General features: G+C 70.2%; 14 protein-coding genes. 7 read left to right on the top strand and 7 right to left on the bottom strand.

Going from position 1 to position 17319, the window contains the following annotated elements; all coding sequences use genetic code 11:
• Positions 1 to 83: 83 nt before the first annotated feature.
• Positions 84 to 965 (bottom strand): formyltetrahydrofolate deformylase, encoded by an 882-nt coding sequence (gene purU / locus ACZ7NC_RS02300; RefSeq protein ID WP_471484167.1) that lies wholly within the window; start codon positions 963 to 965, stop codon positions 84 to 86.
• Positions 966 to 1182: 217 nt separating this feature from the next.
• On the opposite strand from purU, the gene ACZ7NC_RS02295 reads away from it, so the two are divergent.
• The 6 genes from ACZ7NC_RS02295 (at position 1183) to ACZ7NC_RS02270 (ending at position 10249) form a co-directional block, all read left to right on the top strand.
• Entirely contained in the window at positions 1183 to 2652 is a 1470-nt protein-coding gene (locus ACZ7NC_RS02295) for an aldehyde dehydrogenase family protein (protein WP_471484165.1), read from the top strand.
• 20 nt (positions 2653 to 2672) lie between these two features.
• The gene (locus ACZ7NC_RS02290) at positions 2673 to 3758 is read left to right on the top strand and encodes a quaternary amine ABC transporter ATP-binding protein (RefSeq protein WP_471484163.1); all 1086 of its coding nucleotides are present in this window, start codon (positions 2673 to 2675) and stop codon (positions 3756 to 3758) included.
• Entirely contained in the window at positions 3758 to 5761 is a 2004-nt protein-coding gene (locus ACZ7NC_RS02285) for an ABC transporter permease (protein WP_471484161.1), read from the top strand. The genes ACZ7NC_RS02290 and ACZ7NC_RS02285 overlap by 1 nt, the downstream gene beginning before the upstream one ends.
• A 13-nt stretch (positions 5762 to 5774) precedes the next feature.
• The gene (locus ACZ7NC_RS02280; RefSeq protein ID WP_471484159.1) at positions 5775 to 6740 is read left to right on the top strand and encodes an ABC transporter substrate-binding protein; all 966 of its coding nucleotides are present in this window, start codon (positions 5775 to 5777) and stop codon (positions 6738 to 6740) included.
• A 181-nt stretch (positions 6741 to 6921) separates the two neighbouring features.
• Positions 6922 to 9360: a GcvT family protein gene (locus ACZ7NC_RS02275; RefSeq protein WP_471484157.1), complete on the top strand. Its 2439-nt coding sequence runs from the start codon at positions 6922 to 6924 to the stop codon at positions 9358 to 9360.
• A gap of 22 nt (positions 9361 to 9382) precedes the next feature.
• A complete protein-coding gene (locus tag ACZ7NC_RS02270) occupies positions 9383 to 10249 on the top strand; it encodes a bifunctional methylenetetrahydrofolate dehydrogenase/methenyltetrahydrofolate cyclohydrolase (RefSeq protein ID WP_471484156.1) in 867 nt (288 codons plus the stop codon).
• 58 nt (positions 10250 to 10307) lie between these two features.
• On the opposite strand, the gene ku is transcribed toward ACZ7NC_RS02270, so the two are convergent.
• A complete protein-coding gene (gene ku / locus ACZ7NC_RS02265) occupies positions 10308 to 11351 on the bottom strand; it encodes a non-homologous end joining protein Ku (protein ID WP_471484154.1) in 1044 nt (347 codons plus the stop codon).
• Between ku and ACZ7NC_RS02260 the strand changes: the two genes are divergently transcribed.
• On the top strand, positions 11350 to 11472 hold the full coding sequence (locus tag ACZ7NC_RS02260; RefSeq protein WP_471484153.1) for a hypothetical protein: 123 nt from the start codon (positions 11350 to 11352) through the stop codon (positions 11470 to 11472). The genes ku and ACZ7NC_RS02260 overlap by 2 nt on opposite strands.
• Positions 11473 to 11494: 22 nt before the next feature.
• Here the strand turns inward: ACZ7NC_RS02260 and ACZ7NC_RS02255 are convergent, their stop codons facing one another.
• The 5 genes from ACZ7NC_RS02255 to ACZ7NC_RS02235 all read right to left on the bottom strand — a co-directional run bounded on the left by ACZ7NC_RS02255 (position 11495) and on the right by ACZ7NC_RS02235 (position 17296).
• Positions 11495 to 12724: a cytochrome P450 family protein gene (locus ACZ7NC_RS02255; protein ID WP_471484151.1), complete on the bottom strand. Its 1230-nt coding sequence runs from the start codon at positions 12722 to 12724 to the stop codon at positions 11495 to 11497.
• A 135-nt stretch (positions 12725 to 12859) separates the two neighbouring features.
• Complete coding sequence (locus ACZ7NC_RS02250) at positions 12860 to 14713, bottom strand: ABC transporter ATP-binding protein (RefSeq protein WP_471484150.1); 1854 nt, start codon at positions 14711 to 14713, stop codon at positions 12860 to 12862.
• Complete coding sequence (locus tag ACZ7NC_RS02245) at positions 14710 to 15147, bottom strand: lasso peptide biosynthesis B2 protein (RefSeq protein WP_471484148.1); 438 nt, start codon at positions 15145 to 15147, stop codon at positions 14710 to 14712. The genes ACZ7NC_RS02250 and ACZ7NC_RS02245 overlap by 4 nt, the downstream gene beginning before the upstream one ends.
• Positions 15144 to 15398, bottom strand: coding sequence for a lasso peptide biosynthesis PqqD family chaperone (locus ACZ7NC_RS02240; RefSeq protein WP_471484146.1), 255 nt, complete (start codon positions 15396 to 15398; stop codon positions 15144 to 15146). The genes ACZ7NC_RS02245 and ACZ7NC_RS02240 overlap by 4 nt, the downstream gene beginning before the upstream one ends.
• Positions 15399 to 15445: 47 nt before the next feature.
• The gene (locus ACZ7NC_RS02235) at positions 15446 to 17296 is read right to left on the bottom strand and encodes a lasso peptide isopeptide bond-forming cyclase (protein WP_471484144.1); all 1851 of its coding nucleotides are present in this window, start codon (positions 17294 to 17296) and stop codon (positions 15446 to 15448) included.
• Between the last annotated feature and the right edge of the window lie 23 nt (positions 17297 to 17319).

The following is a 17319-nucleotide window of genomic DNA, read 5'->3' as shown; positions in this document are numbered from 1 at the left end:
ACGTATACGACGTCATATGCGACGTCGTATACGACGCTGTATGCGCTGTCGTATACGACGTCGTATACGCCGTCGGATACGAGTCAGCGGAAGACCACCGTGCGGTTGCCGTCCACCATCACGCGGCTCTCGCTGTGCCACTTCACCGCGTGCGCGAGCACCTGCGCCTCCACGTCCCGGCCGACCATGACCAGCTCGCCGGGGTCCAGCGAGTGGTCCACCCTGACCACGTCCTGCTCGATGATCTGCCCCTCGTCCAGGTCCGGCGTCACATAGTGCGCCGTCGCGCCGACCAGCTTCACCCCGCGCGCGTAGGCCTGCTCGTACGGGCGGGCGCCCTTGAAGCTGGGCAGGAAGGAGTGGTGGATGTTGATGGCGCGGCCCTCCAGCCGCTTGCACAGGTCGTCGGAGAGGATCTGCATGTAGCGGGCCAGCACCACCAGATCGATGTCCAGCTCCTCCACCAGCTCCAGCAGCCGCGCCTCGGCCTCCGGCTTGGTGTCCCTCGTCACCGGGATGTGGTGGAAGGGGATGCCGTAGGTCTCCGCGAGCCCCTCGAAGTCCCGGTGGTTGGAGACGATCGCGGGGATCTCGATGTTCAGAGAGCCGGTGCGCCGGCGGAAGAGCAGGTCGTTCAGGCAGTGGCCGAACCTGGACACCAGGATCAGTGTCCGGGTCGGTGTGGCCGCCTCGGTCAGGGTCCAGGAGATGCGGTAGGCCTGGGCGACGGGACCGAAGCGGTAACGCAGACTTTCCAGATCGGCGTTCGGATCGGACACGTCGAAGTGGACCCTCATGAAGAAGCGGTCCTGAAGTCGGTTGTCGAACTGCTGGCTTTCCAGGATGTTTCCGGAGTTCCGGACGAGAAAGCCGCTCACGGCGTGGACCAGACCGGCGCTGTCGGGACAGGAGAGGGTGAGGACGAACTCACGGCCAGGGTGCGGTCGAGGGGACTTGGTGGACACGTCGGCCTCCGTCGGTGCGTATTGCACAACATGGTGAGCGATACGCAACATGGTCGGGTCGGTGCCTCTCGCGGTCAAGGGTGGCAGTGCAAGTGGTCACGCGGCGAAATCGTCACCGGCCACCCCCTTGACGTCTGTCTGGACATTCGCCAGGGTGTTCCACCACAAGCAATCGGGTGCACGATGCGCAACGAATTTCTGTTGAAAGGCTCGGCGCGTGGCAGACCTGTACGTGGATGGTGAATGGCGGGATCCGGTGGCCGGCGGCCTACGGGAGATCCTGTGTCCCGCCGACGGCACCCCCGTCGCGACCGTTTCGGAAGCGACCCGTGCCGACTCCGAGGCGGCGATCGCCGCGGCCCGCCGCGCCTTCGACGCGGGGCACTGGCCGGGCACCCCGGAGCGCGAGCGCGGCGCCCTGCTGCTGCGCACCGCCGACATCGTCGAGCGTGCCGCCAAGGAGTTCGCCCGCGCCGAGTCGCTGGACACCGGCAAGCGGCTGGTGGAGAGCGAGTACGACATCGCCGACGTCGTCTCCTGCTTCCGCTACTACGGCGCCATCGCCGGGACCGACGCCGGCCGTGTGGTGGACACCGGCCGTGACGACGCCGTAAGCCGCGTCGTGTACGAACCCGTCGGGGTGTGCGGCCTGATCACCCCGTGGAACTACCCGCTTCTGCAGGCCAGTTGGAAGGTCGCCCCGGCGCTGCTTGCGGGCAACACGATCGTCCTCAAGCCCAGCGAGTTCACCCCCTCCACCTCGATCCTGTTGATGAAGGCGCTGGAGGAGGCCGGGCTCCCGGCCGGTGCCGCCAACCTCGTCCTGGGCGCCGGACCCGAAGCGGGCGCACCCCTCTCCGAGGATCCCGCCGTCGACCTGGTCTCCTTCACCGGTGGGCTCCAGACCGGCAGGCGCATCATGGCCACCGCCGCCGCGAGCGTGAAGAAGGTGGCGCTGGAACTCGGCGGCAAGAACCCCAACGTCGTCTTCGCGGACGCCGATTTCGACACGGCCGTCGACTTCGCCCTCACCGCCGTCTTCCTGCACTCGGGGCAGGTCTGCTCGGCCGGGGCCCGGCTGATCGTCGAGGACTCCCTGCACGACCGCTTCGTCGACGAGGTCGTGCGCCGCGCCCGGCAGATCCGTCTCGGCGGCCCCTTCAACCCGGAGGCCGAGACCGGAGCGCTGATCTCCGCGCAGCATCGGGAGAAGGTCGAGGCGTATGTCGCGTCCGGCCTCGCCGAGGGTGCCGTACTGCGCTGCGGCGGCGCGCGGCCCGACGACCCCGCGCTGGGAGACGGCCACTACTATCTGCCCACCGTCCTCGACGAGTGCCGGCAGGACATGAGCGTGGTGCACGAGGAGTCCTTCGGACCCGTCCTCACCGTGGAGCGCTTCACCGACGAGGACGACGCCGTACGCATCGCCAACGACACCGAGTACGGACTCGCCGGAGCCGTGTGGACCGAGGACGCCGGCAAGGCTCAGCGGGTCGCCCGGCGGCTGCGCCACGGCACGGTGTGGATCAACGACTACCACCCCTATGTGCCGCAAGCGGAATGGGGTGGCTTCGGGCACTCGGGCGTGGGCCGGGAGCTGGGACCGACCGGCCTGAACGAGTACCGAGAGCCCAAACACATCTGGCAGAACATCCAACCCCGGCCGCAGCACTGGTTCCGCGGCTGAACGCCGAAAAGAGGTCGAACGTGACCACACAGACCGAGGTGCCGCAGCGGCGCGGCACGCCCCAGGACTCGGGCCCCACCCCGGTCATCTCCGTGCGCAGGCTGTGGAAGGTGTTCGGCCCCAAGGCCGACCAGGTGCCGGAATCCGAGGAGCTGCGCGGTCTCACCCGCCGCGAGCTCATGGACCGCACCGGATGCACCGCCGCTGTACGCGACGTCCACTTCGACGTCTCGCCCGGCGAGGTCTTCGTCGTCATGGGCCTGTCCGGCTCCGGCAAGTCCACGCTGGTGCGATGTCTGACCCGGCTGATCGAACCCACCGCCGGTGAGATCGTCTTCGAGGGCGAGGACATCCGCCAGGCGGACGCCGGGCGCCTGCGCGAGCTGCGGCGCCGCAAGTTCTCCATGGTCTTCCAGCACTTCGGTCTGCTGCCCCACCGCCGCGTCGTCGACAACGTGGCGTTCGGGCTGGAGATCCGGGGCATGGGCCGGGCGGAGCGTGTCAAGCGGGCCCAGGAGGTCGTCGAGCTGGTCGGCCTCGAAGGCTACGAGAACTCCTACCCCGACCAGCTCTCCGGCGGTATGCAGCAGCGTGTCGGCCTCGCCCGCGCGCTGGCCGGCGAGCCCGACGTGCTCTTCTTCGACGAGCCGTTCTCGGCGCTCGACCCGTTGATCCGCCGCGACATGCAGAACGAGGTCATCCGCCTGCACCACGAGGTCGGCAAGACGATGGTGTTCATCACCCACGACCTCTCCGAGGCCCTCAAGCTCGGCGACCGCATCCTCATCATGCGCGACGGCAAGATGGTCCAGTGCGGCACCGGCGACGAACTCGTGGGCGCCCCCGCGGACGACTACGTGCGCGAGTTCGTCAAGGACGTGCCGCGCGGCGATGTCCTGACACTGCGCTGGATCATGCGTCCGGCGCAGCCCGACGACGCCCTGGACGGACCCGAGTTGGGTCCCGACGTCGTGGTACGCGAGGCCACGCGTGCCGTACTGGCCGCCGAGAAGCCGGTGAAGGTCGTCGAGGACGGCAAGCTGCTCGGCATCGTCGGCGACGAGGAGATCCTCGCGGTCGTCGCCGGACAGGAAGGCGACGCGTGATGACCGTCGCCATCGAGAAACCCGAGGAGACGGGGACCGCCGGACCACAACCCGCCCCGGCCAAGGGCGCGTTCAAGGTCTCCCGCTCCATGGTCGTCGCCGCGATCCTCGTCGTCTGGCTGGTGCTCTTCGCCGTGCTGCGCGGCAAGCAGACCCTGTCCCTCGCGGCGGCCGACCTGACCGATCTGCACCGCTGGTTCAACGAGGTCAACGACTCGATCGGCGCGAACCGCAACTCCAACCCGCTCTTCCTCTACTTCTTCAACGAGATCCGCCTGGTCATCGACTCCCTCGTGACCTTCGTGCAGGAGCTGATCTCGCAGCCCTCCGCAGACCGCCCCCTGCCGCAGATCGGGTGGCTCGGCGTCGTCGGCATCGTCGGCGGTGTCTCCTGGGCCGTGGGCAACTGGAGGGTCGCGCTGCTGGCGGTGGCCGGCTTCACCTTCCTGGGCCTTCAGGGACTGTGGCAGGAGAGCATGGACACCCTCGCGCTCACCGTCTCCGCCGTCTTCGTGGCGCTGCTGTTCGCGATCCCGCTGGGCGTGTGGGCGGGGCTGTCCGACCGGTTCAACCGGATCGTGACGCCCCTCCTGGACTTCATGCAGACCATGCCGACCTTCGTCTACCTGGCCCCGCTGACTCTGTTCTTCCTCATCGGCCCGGCCTCCGCCACCATCGCCACACTGATCTACGCGGCACCGCCCGCGATCCGTATCACCGCGCACGCCATCCGCTCCGTGTCCAGGACCACGGTCGAGGCCGCCGACTCGCTCGGCGCCACCCGACGGCAGACCCTGACGAAGGTGCTGCTGCCGATGTCCCGGCGGACCGTGGTGATGGGCGTCAACCAGACCATCATGGCCGCCCTGGCGATGGTGACCATCGCCGCCCTGATCGACGCGCCCGGCCTCGGCAAGACCGTCGTCCAGGCGCTCCAGTCGCTCGACGTCGGCACCGCCTTCAACGCGGGTCTCGCCATCGTCGTGATGGCCATCGTGCTGGACCGGGTCACCACCGCGGCGAGCGCACGTGCGGAGGCGGTCCGAAGGTCCCAGAACCGCTTCCAGAACTGGCGACGCCCGCTGCTGGGCGTGGGCGCGGCCGTCACGGCCGTACTGGTCTATCTCTCACACACCTATGTGTGGGCCGCCGAGTTCCCCGGCGAGGGCGGCATCGGAAGTGCCGTGTCCAGGGGAGCGGACAGCGTGACCACCTGGGCGCAGGACAACCTGTCGGGCATCACCAACGCCATCCGCGACGTCCTCACCAACGGTCTGCTCAACCCGTTCCAGACCGTGCTCACCGACTCCCCGTGGTGGCTCGTCGGCGCCGCCCTGATCGCGCTCGGTGCCGTCCTCGGCGGATGGCGAGCCGGCCTCACCACGGCGATCTGCGTCGGCCTGCTGGTCGGCACCGGGGTGTGGTCGGACAGCATGACGACACTGGCCTCGACGGTCGTCGCCACGGTCCTGGTGATGCTGCTCGGCATCGTCTTCGGCGTGTGGATGGGCCGCAGCGCCCTCGTCGACCGGCTGCTCCGGCCCAGCCTGGACGCGGCCCAGGTCATGCCGCCGTTCGTCTACCTCGTGCCGTTCCTCGCACTGTTCGGCGCGACTCGCTTCACGGCCATCGTCGCCGCCGTCGTCTACGCGGCGCCCGTCGCCATGAAGATCATCGCGGACGGGGTGCGCAATGTGCCCGCCACCACCGTGGAGGCGGCCACCGCCGCCGGGTGCAGCACCTGGCAGATCATCACCAAGGTCCAGCTGCCGATGGCACGCAGCGCCCTGACTCTCGCCACCAACCAGGGCCTGATCTATGTGCTGTCGATGGTCGTGGTGGGCGGCCTGGTGGGTGCGGGCGCCCTCGGCTACGACGTCGTGGCCGGCTTCTCGCAGGGCCAGCTGTACGGGAAGGGGCTCGCCGCGGGGCTCGCCATCGTCCTTCTCGGAGTCATGTTCGATCGGATCACTCAGGCAGCGGCTCGCCGCACCATCGCATAAGGAGCACCACATCATGGCAAGACACTGGCGAGCAGGGGCGGTCGGCCTGGCGGTCCTCGGTCTCACCCTCACGGCCTGCGGCGGCGCGAAGGTCGGGGACGACTCCGCGGGGTCCGGCTCGGGCGATTCCGGCAAGTGCGGCACTTTCAATCTCGCGGTCAACCCCTGGGTGGGTTACGAGGCCAACGCGGCGGTCGTCGCCTACGTCGCGGAACACGACCTCGGCTGCAAGGTCGAGCAGAAGGACCTGAAGGAAGAGATCGCCTGGCAGGGCTTCGGGACCGGCGAGGTCGACGCCGTCATCGAGAACTGGGGCCACGACGACCTGAAGAAGAAGTACATCACCGACCAGAAGACGGCCCTCGAGGCCGGCCCGACCGGAAACAAGGGGCTCATCGGCTGGTACGTGCCGCCGTGGCTGGCCAAGGCGCACCCCGACATCACCGACTGGAACAACCTCGACAAGTACGCGGCCGAGTTCAAGACCTCCGAGTCGGGCGGAAAGGGCCAGCTCCTCGACGGCGACCCGTCGTTCGTCACCAACGACGAGGCCCTGGTGAAGAACCTGAAGCTGGACTACAAGGTGGTGTACGCGGGCAGTGAGACCGCGCTCATCCAGGCCTTCCGCAAGGCGGAGAAGAACAAGGAATGGGCGATCGGCTACTTCTACGAGCCGCAGTGGTTCATGTCCGAGGTACCGCTCGTCAAGGTCAAGCTGCCCGAGTACAAGGAGGGCTGCGACGCCGACGCGGAGAAGGTCGCCTGCGACTACCCCGTGTACGAACTGGACAAGATCGTCAGCGCGAAGTTCGCCAAGTCGGGCAGTCCCGCGTACGACCTGGTGAAGAACTTCAACTGGACCAACGACGACCAGAACGCCGTGGCGAAGTACATAGCGGTGGACAAGATGGCCCCCGAGGCGGCGGCCAAGAAGTGGGTCGAGGCCAACCGCGACAAGGTGGACGCCTGGCTCAAGTAGCCCCTTGAGAAACGCCCGGTGGGCGGTGCGCGGAGACGTGCGCCGCCCACCGGGCATTGCTGTTTTCCGGGCCGTTCCCGGACGTCACCGGGCCTCTTGACACCCACCTGCGCGGCGGGCACATTGAGTTGCGCAACCTGAATCACGTTGCGTAGAAAGCAACTGAACCGGAGGTGCGGCGATGGCGGGACCCCGAGTGGTCATCATCGGAGCGGGCGTCGTGGGCGCGGCACTCGCGGACGAGATCTCCGCACGAGGCTGGACCGAAGTGACCGTGGTCGACCAGGGCCCGCTCCCCGCCACCGGGGGCTCCAGCTCGCACGCCCCGGGTCTGGTCTTCCAGACCAACTCCTCCAAGACCATGACCGAGCTGGCCCGCTACACCGTCGAGAAGTTCTGCTCCCTCGAAGTCGACGGCAAGCCCTGCTTCCTCCAGGTCGGCGGCCTGGAAGTGGCGACAACCCCGGAGCGCCTCGCGGAACTGCACCGCCGCCACGGCTGGATCACCGCCTGGGGCATCGAGGCCCGGCTGCTGACCTCCGAGGAGTGCGTCGAGCAGCACCCGCTGGTCGACCGGGACAAGGTCCTCGGCGGCCTCCTCATCCCGACGGACGGGCTCGCCAAAGCCGTCCTCGCCGTCGAGGCGCAGATCCGCCGCGCCACCGAGCGCGGCGTGCGCTTCCTGGCCCGCCACGAGGTCCTCGACGTGCTGAAGGCCGACGGCGCCGTGACCGGCGTCCTGACCGACCAGGGCGAGATCCCCGCCGACATCGTCGTGTGCTGCGCCGGCATCTGGGGCCCGAGGATCGCCCGCATGGTCGGCATGAACCTCCCGCTCACGCCGCTCGCCCACCAACTCGCCTGGACCGGCCCGATCCCGGCCCTCGCCGGCCAGACCCAGGAGGCGGTCCGCCCGATCCTGCGCCACCAGGACGCCGACCTCTACTACCGCGACCGCTTCGACGGCATCGGCATCGGCTACTACGGCCACCGCCCCATGCCGATCTCCGCCGACGACATCCTCTCCGTGGACGAGGCCGACGACATGCCCTCGGTGCTGAAGTTCACCGAGGAGGACTTCGAGGACGCCTGGACCGAAACTCGGTCCCTGCTCCCGGCGACGCGCGAGGCGAAGATCGAGGAGGGCATCAACGGCCTGTTCTCCTTCACCACCGACAACTTCCCCCTCCTCGGCCAGTCCCCGGACGTCCAGGGCTTCTGGGTCGCCGAGGCCGTCTGGGTCACCCACTCCGCGGGCGTGGGCCGTGCGATGGCCGAGTGGCTGGTCGACGGTTACTGCTCGTCCTTCGACCTGCACGAGTGCGACGTCAACCGCTTCGAGCCGCACCAGCTCTCCCCGGAGTACGTCCTGGCCCGCGACTGCCAGAACTTCGTCGAGGTCTACGACATCCTCCACCCCCTCCAGCCGTCCGGGGACCCGCGCCCCATCCGCACCAGCCCCTTCCACCCCCGCCAGCAGGAGCACGGCGCCTTCTTCCTGGAGGCGAACGGCTGGGAACGCCCGCAGTGGTACGAGGCCAACGCGCCGCTGGTCGAAGGCCGTTCCGTGCCCACGCCGGGCGACTGGGCGGCCCAGTACTGGTCGCCCATCGTCGGCGCCGAGGCCCAGGCCACCCGCGAGACCGTCGCGATGTACGACATGACGGCCCTCAAGCGCCTGGAGGTGAGCGGCCCCGGCGCCGCCGACCTCCTGGAGCGCCTGTGCACCGGCAAGGTCGCCAAGTCCGTCGGCTCGGTCACGTACACCCTGCTCCTCGACCACGACGGCGGCATCCGCAGCGACATCACCGTGGCCCGCCTGGCCCGCGACCTCTTCCAGGTCGGCGCCAACGGCAACCTCGACCTCGACTGGTTCACCCGCCACCTCCCCGCCGACGGCACGGTCCAGGTCCGCGACATCACCCCCGGCACCTGCTGTGTCGGCCTGTGGGGCCCGCTCGCCCGCAAGGTCCTCCAGCCCCTGACGGACGAGGACTTCTCGAACGACGGCCTCAAGTACTTCCGCGCCAAGCGCGCCTACATCGGCAGCGTCCCGGTGACGGCGATGCGACTGTCGTACGTCGGTGAACTCGGCTGGGAGCTGTACACCACCGCCGACCAGGGCCTGAAACTGTGGGACACCCTCTGGCAGGCGGCGGGGCCGCTCGGCGGAGTCATCGCCGGCCGCGGAGCCTTCAACAGCCTCCGCCTGGAGAAGGGTTACCGCTCCTTCGGCACCGACATGACCTACGACCACGACCCCTACGAGGCCGGCGTCGGCTTCGCCGTCAAGCTCGACAAGGGCGACTTCATCGGGAAGGCGGCCCTGGAGCGCCGTAAGGCCGACGTCCGACGGAAGCTGACCTGCCTGACCATCGACGACCCGCGGTCGGTCGTCATGGGCAAGGAGCCCGTGTACGACGGCGACCACGCGGTCGGCTACGTCACCAGCGCCGCCTACGGCTACACGATCGGCAAGGGCATCGCCTACGCGTGGCTCCCGACGGCGCTCGCCGTTCCGGGGACCACCGTGCGGATCGGCTACTTCGACCGGCGCGTCGAGGCGGTCGTCGCCGAGGAGCCCCTGTTCGATCCGACCATGTCCCGTCTGCGTGGCTAGGCCCGAGGAAGGAGCACCGCCGGTGACCGCACGACTGCTCGACGGCAAGGCGACCGCGGCGGAGATCCGCCGCGAACTGGCCGAGCGCGTGGCCAAGTTGACCGCGACCGGCGGTCGCACGCCGGGGCTCGGCACGGTCCTGGTCGGCGACGACCCGGGCAGCCGCGCCTACGTCGCCGGAAAGCACCGGGACTGCGCGCAGGTGGGCATCGCCTCCCTCCGCCGGGACCTGCCCGCCGACGCCTCACAGCAGCAGGTCGAGGACGTCATCGACGACCTCAACGCCGACCCGTCCTGCACCGGCTACATCGTCCAACTCCCGCTGCCACGACACCTCGACACGACAGCTGTACTTTCCCGCATGGACCCGGCCAAGGACGCCGACGGTCTGCACCCGGTCAACCTCGGCCGCCTCGTCCTGGGCGTGGAGGCGCCACTGCCGTGCACCCCACGCGGCATCGTCGAACTGCTCCGCCGCCACGGGGTGCCCCTCGCGGGTGCGCGCGTGTGCGTGATCGGCCGGGGCATCACGGTCGGACGCCCTTTGGGACTGCTCCTCACCCGCCGCTCCGAGAACGCCACCGTGACCCTGTGCCACACCGGCACCAAGGGCCTGTCCTGGCACGTGCGCGAGGCCGACATCGTCGTCGCGGCCGCCGGCTCACCCGCCCTGATCACCAAGGACATGCTGCGCCCCGGCGCGGCCGTCCTGGACGTCGGCATCACCCGCACCGACCAGGGGCTGGTCGGCGACGTACACCCGGAGGCGACACAGGTCGCCGGGTGGGTCGCGCCGATGCCCGGGGGAGTGGGGCCGATGACGCGGGCCATGCTGCTTGCCAATGTGGTGGAGGCGGCGGAAGGGCATGCGGATACGCCGAGCCGATGAACGAGCATGCGCCGGCTGATCGCGAGGATGTCAACGTAACGCCTGGCGTATACGGGGGTCAGGCGGCGCTCTTCCGGCGACGGCGGCCGCTCCGGGTGAGGGCGTCGACCAGTTCCTCCCGGCTCATCTTGGAGCGGCCCGCGATGTTCTGCTCGGCGGCTCGTTCGTACAGCTCGGACTTGCTCAGCCGCCGTAGCTCGCTCTTGCCGCCGCCACGGCGGCCTTGCGCCTTCTTCGGCGGGGACTTCTCGCCGGCCGTCTGCTTCGACGAAGGTTTGCGCGCGGGCTTCCGCCGCTGCGAGTCGCGCTTGGTGCCCCGAGCCTCGCCGGCCTGGGCGAGGCTTGTCTCCAGTACGGCCATCAGGTCGATGACGTCGGTCGCCTGCGGCGCCTCCTCGGCGTGGGCGACCTCCTCGCCCTCGGCCTTCGCCCTCACCAGTTCCCGCACCTTGTCCTGGTAGGTGTCGCGATAGCGGGCCGGGTCCCAGGGCGCGCTGAGGGCGTCGATCAGCTGGACGGCCATCTCCCGCTCCTTGCCCTTGGCGGCACGGCCCGAGGGCAGATCCGGCAGCTCCTTGCCGGCGTCGCGGACCTCGTCGGCCCAGTGGAGGGTCTGGAGCACCAGGACCTTCTCCTGTGCCCGCAGCGCGGTCAGATACTGCTTGCCGCGCATCACGAACGTGGCGATCCCGACCTTGTCCGCCTCCGCGAGGGCGGCGCGCAGCAGCTCGTAGACCTTGGTGTACTCCTTGCCGCGCGGCCCGATGTAGTAGGTGCGGCCGAAGTAGACCAGCTCGATGTCGGCGAGGTCGACGAAGTCGCTGATGTCGATCGTCCGGGACCGGCCCGGCGCGATCTCGTCCAGCTCGTCGGGCTCGACGACGATGTACTCGCCGTCGGCCACCTCGTAGCCCTTGACGATGTCCTTGCTCGCCACCTCCTTGCCGGTGCGCTCGTTGACCCGCCGGTTACGGATCCGGTCGGCCGTGCCGCGCTCCAGTTGATGGAAGTGGACCGTGTGATCCTCGGTCGCGGTGAACAGCCCGACCGGAACGCTGACCATGCCGAAAGTGATCACTCCGGTCCAGATCGCGCGTGCCATGACCGACCACTCCCGTCCCGCCTGCCCGCACCGGCAGGCGCACCCGAAACGACTGCCCCTGCTGACCACGCTGGCACGGGCGCACGCGGCGCGCGCGTCGGGAGAGCGGGCCACCGCGTAGGTATGGGAGTCCTACCGCGCGGTCAGGTGGTCGGAGGGCCGAGGTGGACGGGGAGCTGCTGGTGGCCGTTGCTGATGAGGGAGGCCACGGGCTTCAGTTCTGCGGCGGGCACGGCGAGCCGGAGGTCGGGGAAGCGGTCGAAGAGGTGCTGGAGCGCGCAGACGACTTCCAGGCGGGCCAGCGGGGCGCCCAGGCAGAAGTGGATGCCATGGCCGAAGGCCAGGTGGTCCTTGTTCGTACGGGTGGCGTCGAAGGTGTCGGGGTCGGTGTGCCAGCCGGGGTGGCGATTCGCGGCGGCGTAGGAGGCGAGGATGGCTTCGCCGCGGGCGATGGTCCGGCCGTCCGGCAGCGGGATGTCTGCCACGGCGAAGCGCAGGGGCAGGTGCTTGACGGCGGGCTCGTGGCGCAGGGTCTCTTCGACGACGTCGTTCCAGGCGATGGCACCGGTCCGGACCAGCTTCAGTTGGTCCGGGTGCGTCAGCATCGTGAAGACGCTCTGGTCGATGACGTTGACCGTGGTCTCGTACCCGGCACTGATCATCAACAGGAGCATGTCGCGCAGCTCCTGATGGGCGAGGCCGGTGCCGCCGTTCTCGTCGTCCCGGGCTTCGATCAGCAGTGACGTCATGTCATCACCCGGGTCGGCGCGCTTGGCGGCGATCAGCTCGTCCAATTGCCCGTAGAGGCGAGCGGTGTTGGCCTGGGCCTCGGCCGGGCTCAGTGTGGTGTCGAAGACGCCGTCCACGAGCTTCCGGAAGCCGTCACGGCGGCCCTGCGGCACACCCATGAGATGGCCGATCACGGCGATGGGGAGGGGATAGGCCAGGTGCTCGCGCAGGTCCACCACCTCGTGCGCCGGGAGTTCGGCGAGGTGATCGACCAGCTCGGTCACCATGGCTTCGACGGCGGGCTTCATGGCGGCTATGCGCCGCGCGCTGAAGGCCGGCGCGATCAGACGCCGCAGCCTGCGGTGGTCCGGGCCGTAGGCCGTGAACATGTTCTCCACCGCGATCCACAGCGCGAGTGGCCAGCGGGCGACGGTCTCCTGGAAGGCCGGAAAGTGAGTGCGGCCGTCCTTCGACACATCCGGGCTGGTCAGCAGGCGCTTGAGGAGGTCCGGGTCGGTGACGGCCCATGCCGGGACACCGAGGACGTCCACCTGGGCGGCCATTCCCCGTGCGCGCAGCGAGAGGTGCTCGGCATGGCGGTCGGCGCCGGTGGGGTCGAGGACGATCGGAGGCTGCTCGGGCACGGAAGGCTCCTTGCTTCGCGATGGGCGGCCCTCGACAGTCTGACCGGAGCACGAAGGAAGCCTCCCCGGCGGAGGTGTATCCGTCCGGAAAGGCTTCACCGATGCCCTGAATCAGCCGGAGTGCCGGGGGCTGCTTCAACCGGTCGTCCTCGCTCCGTTGCCGTTTCCGGGGACCCCGCCCGGACGGAGCATCTGGCTCGCGGCCAGCTCGCGGTAGAGGGCGCTACCGGCCAGCAACTCCTCATGGCGTCCGCCGGCGGTGGTGCGGCCGTCGTGCAGCACGACGATGTGGTCGGCGTGCTGCACGGTCGACAGTCGGTGCGCGATGACCAGCAGGGCGCACTCCTGGGCGACGTCCTTCATCACGCTGACGAGCGCCGATTCATTGATCGCATCGAGGTGGGAGGTGGGCTCGTCCAGCAGGAGCAGCGAGGGGCGCGCCAGCAACGCACGGGCGACGGCGACGCGTTGGCGTTCGCCACCGGAAAGGGTGCTGCCCTGTTCGCCGACGACGGCGTCCAGTCCGCCGGGCAGCCGGGCGACGACCTCTTCGAGCCGGGCCAGTTCCACCACGCGCCGGATCTCCGCTTCCGTGGCGTCGGGCACGGCGTAGGCGATGTTGTCGCGCAGGGTGCCGTGGACGACGTGGGCGTTCTGGTCGACGACGGCGATACGTCGGCGGCAGGCGTCACGGGTGAGTTCGGTGGTGGGCCGCCCGTCGAAGAGCAAGGTGCCGGCGTCCGGCTCGTAGAACCTCGCCACCAGGGCGAACACCGTGCTCTTGCCGGCTCCCGACCGGCCCACCAGGGCGACGTGCTGCCGGTGCGCCACGGCGAACGAGACGCCGCGGAGCACCGGCCGTTCAGGGTCGTAGCCGAAGCGGACGTCGTGCAGGGCGAGGGCGGGCTGTTCGGGGACGGCGTGCGGCTTCGCCGGCCGCGGCGGTTGCACCTGGCCTCTCGGGATCCGCGGTGCGGTCGGCTCCACAGGCAGGCAGAGTGCCTCTTCGATGCGCTGGTAGGCGCCCATCCCACGCTGGATGAGGCCCACGGCACGGAAGACGGAGGACAGTGGCAGGACGAGATACGAGGCGTACAGCAGGAAGGCGACGAGGTCGCCGAGGGAGCCGGCGTGGCCGTTGACGCGCAGGCCGCCCACCACCAGGACGATGAGGAAGGAGCCCTGCACGGCGAGTTCGACGGCGGGGCTCATGACCGAGGCGAGCTTCGCGGTGCGTACCCCCGCGCCGTAAGCCGCCTCGACACGCGCGCCGATGCCCGCCGCCTCGCGCTCCTCGGCACGATGCACACGGACCATCGGCAGGGCACCGAGTGCGCGCGCGAGGTCGGCGGCGATGGCACCGACCGAGTCCTGCATGCGTTCGGACGCGCATCGGATACTCGTGAGCAGCGAGGCGACGACCAGGGCCGCCGCGGCCACGGTGACGGCGACCAAGAGCAGCAGCAGGGGGTCGAGCCACGCCATGAGGACGATCGCCCCGGCGGCGACAAGGCTTCCGGTCACCAGATCGACCAGGGCCTGCGACACGACCTCCCGCAGGACGGTGGTGTCGGTGGTCACCCGGGAGATGAGGTCGCCGCCCCGGTGACGGCCGTACTCCCTCATCTCCAGCCGGAGCAGCCGCCCCACCAGCCCGTGCCGGAGCTGCCGTACGACGCCTTCGCCCATCCGCTCCAGCAGGAAGCGCCCCACGGCCCCCGTTGCCGCTTCGGCGACGAACAGCGCGCCGAGGAGTGCCAGCAGCGGCCAGATGACCTGCCCGCGGCCGCTCGCGTCCACGACGTGCTTGGCGACGAGCGGCTGGGCCAGTCCCACGGCGGAGGCCACGAGGGTCAATACGGTGGCGACGCCGATGGCCCTCCGGTGCCCTTCCGTGAGCCGGAACATCGTGGCCACCGCCGCCCGGGTGGACTTGTCACCGTCGGCGACCGTGGGGCGGCCGCCGTTCAGAACCGTCGTGCCGGTCATCGGTCCGTCGGCCGTGGCAGGGGGCCGACGACCACCAGCGGGGTGAAGTAGCCCTCCGGCACACCCTCGCCGACGGGACGGCTGTCCGCCTCGATCCAGGCGTGCGCGGTGAAGGGCGGGACGACGCGTACGCCGGTGCACCAGGTCGGCCACGTCCCGCCGAGCCGGCACAGCAGTGCGGCCCCCAATGAGCGCGGCAGGCACCCCTTCGGTCCGGCGCAGCGCAGGCTGGCCGCGCACATGGCGTCGCGCGCGCTCTGGGCCTGCGCGGTGGTGGCGGGTGCGGCACCGCGCCGCAGGATGCCGAGTACGGCGCGGATGTGGCGGGGCGGCAGAAGGGCGAGGGCGACGGCGGGGAACAGGACGAGGTGGGCGGCCAGTCGCCGGGTCAGGGGAACACCGGTGGGTCGCTCCAGCGCGCTGGGTGTCGTCATGAGGCGAGCCCCGAGCTGCGCAGCTGCTCTACGAGCGTCTCGACGTCCTGCCGGGCCTGCGCCTGGTCGATGTCGAACTCCCGGACCAGGGCGGCGGCCGCCTCCGACTCCTCGCCGCCGGCGAGCAGCGTCCGTACCACCAATGTGGCGGTCGGATTCAACTCCCAGTATTCGCCGGCACGTTCGTCCAGCAGCACCGTGCCGTAGTCGGTCTCGGCCGTGGAGACGTTGTCGCCGAACCTCAGGGGCATGTGAGGGCCTTTCTGACGTGTGTGACGTTGTCTGACGCGGGGACGGGTCAGGGTTGTGGGACTCGGGTGGGGCCGTGGGCCATTCCCCGCAGCCACACCTCGGCGGCGATCGTGGAGTAGAGGATGGCGTCGGACAGCCCCTTGGAGGCGGGCCGCCGGGCGAGGCGACGCAGCTCGGCGCCGTCCACCAGGCCCAGCCCCTCCAGCCGCGAGTCCTCCCACAGGGTCATCAGGTCGCCGCGGTGTTGGCGCAGTCCGTTGGCGGCGTCCATGGCGGCCGTCGCCTTGTTGGCCCGCCGCAGGCAGTCCTCGGGCACGATCCCGCGCATCGCGGCGCTCAGGACGGGCTTGTACTGCCAGGGAGTGACACGCTCGCTCGGACGGACGGCGAGAAACGCCTCGATGACGCGGTCGTCGAAGAAGGGGGAGGCCATCGGCAGGCCCGCGCGCGCCGCCATCCGGTCCCACTGCCGGATCACGCGGGTGCACGAGCGGATCTGCTCCAGGTCGGAGTGGAGCCCGCGGTCCGGGTGCAGCGGTGAGGCCGTGGCCGCCGCATCGAGCAGTGCCCGGCGGGCCATCCGCTCGGCCTCGGGAGTCACCCAGTCGAACAGGCGCGGGGCCATGCCCCAGCCGAGACTCGTTGCGACGGACGAGGGCAACGGGCCACGCAGCCGGCGGGCTCCGTCGGCGAGCCACTTCCCGTACGGCCGGGAGTCGGCGAGGGCGCGGGCCGTGCCGCCCAGTGGCCACTGCCACAGTGCCCGGTACCCACGCAACTGGCGCAGGGCGAACAGCGGACGGGTGCGCAGCAGCCGGTGGTAGTACGCGTCGGAGCACCATGCCACGTGGTCGCCGCCGATCCCGGTCAGGTGCAACCGGCTGCCGCGTGCGGCGAGGCCCGGCAGGTGGTGCAGGACCCGGGAGCGGTCCATGACGCCGATGGTGGGCTCGTCGAGGAGGTCGTCGATGCCGAGCAGATCCTCGTAGACCAGCGGCGAGGCGTCGGCGTCCCACACCACGTGTTCGACGTCCGGGAGGTGCCCCATGGCCCGCTCTGCCCAGTGCAGGTCGGTGTCCGCCGGATCGCGGCCCGGCCAGGTACTGGCCACCACGTGGGCGGGGGAACGGTCGGCCAGGAAGCAGATGGAGGTCGAGTCCAGGCCGCCGGACAGATCACAGCTCACCACACCGCCCTGCCGGGTCCGCGCGCCCACGGCCTCCTCCAGCGCCGTCCGGATCAGGGGCGCCGCTTCGGCGAGTGGCCGCACCGGCTCCGGCGGCGTCCACCACCGGCTGTGCCGTACGGTGCGCCCGTCCGCGGCGACGATCACGGCGTCCTGCGGGGGCACGGCGGTGACCGGGCGCCACAGGGAGGTCTCGAACAGGGGGTAGGGGGCCGGCCACAGCAGCCGGACGGCCAGCTCCCGCGGATCGGGGTCGATGCCGAGCACGGCGGCGAGCGTGTCGGCGCGGGTGGCGGCCACCCGTACGCCGTCGATCTCCGCGTGGAAGACCAGCCGCAGGCCCGAGGCGGTGCCCTGCACCCGGACCTGTCCGTCGAGGGCGGCGACGAGGTGGAAGCTGCCAGGGAGGGAGCGGGCCGGCGCGTCGAGCTCCGTCAGGTCCCTCAGCCGTGCGGCCGTACGCCGGAGTTGCACGGCCTCGACGGGGCAGCAGCCGATGACGGCGAGGGTGGCGTTCCCGGCGCTCGCGGTGACGATCTCGTCGTCGTGCCAGTGGCCGACCAGCCAGGGCCGGCCCGACGCGTGTGCGAGGGTCCGGCTACCGGGGCGGGCGAAGGAGCGGGCCACGGCGGCCGCGTCCGCACGGTCTGGGAAGACCGCGAAGTGCGCGTCGCCGGGGCCCGTCCCCGCACTTTCGTGCAGTTCAGTCATGACGTCGGGTCAGTGCCGTCGCC

The sequence above is a fragment of the Streptomyces sp. NPDC111802 genome, from assembly GCF_055634335.1.
Note: the sequence above shows the minus strand (reverse complement) of the source record. Positions and strands in the feature narration are given on the sequence as shown.

What these genes read in the sequence shown, in the direction of transcription:
- ACZ7NC_RS02250 (WP_471484150.1), bottom strand. Translation starts at nt 14,713, where the DNA reads ATGACCGGCACGACGGTTCTGAACGGCGGCCGCCCCACGGTCGCCGAC.
- ku (WP_471484154.1), bottom strand. Translation starts at nt 11,351, where the DNA reads ATGGCACGCGCGATCTGGACCGGAGTGATCACTTTCGGCATGGTCAGC.
- ACZ7NC_RS02285 (WP_471484161.1), top strand. Translation starts at nt 3,758, where the DNA reads ATGACCGTCGCCATCGAGAAACCCGAGGAGACGGGGACCGCCGGACCA.
- ACZ7NC_RS02240 (WP_471484146.1), bottom strand. Translation starts at nt 15,398, where the DNA reads ATGCCCCTGAGGTTCGGCGACAACGTCTCCACGGCCGAGACCGACTAC.
- ACZ7NC_RS02235 (WP_471484144.1), bottom strand. Translation starts at nt 17,296, where the DNA reads ATGACTGAACTGCACGAAAGTGCGGGGACGGGCCCCGGCGACGCGCAC.
- ACZ7NC_RS02275 (WP_471484157.1), top strand. Translation starts at nt 6,922, where the DNA reads ATGGCGGGACCCCGAGTGGTCATCATCGGAGCGGGCGTCGTGGGCGCG.
- ACZ7NC_RS02260 (WP_471484153.1), top strand. Translation starts at nt 11,350, where the DNA reads ATGACCGACCACTCCCGTCCCGCCTGCCCGCACCGGCAGGCGCACCCG.
- ACZ7NC_RS02280 (WP_471484159.1), top strand. Translation starts at nt 5,775, where the DNA reads ATGGCAAGACACTGGCGAGCAGGGGCGGTCGGCCTGGCGGTCCTCGGT.
- ACZ7NC_RS02245 (WP_471484148.1), bottom strand. Translation starts at nt 15,147, where the DNA reads ATGACGACACCCAGCGCGCTGGAGCGACCCACCGGTGTTCCCCTGACC.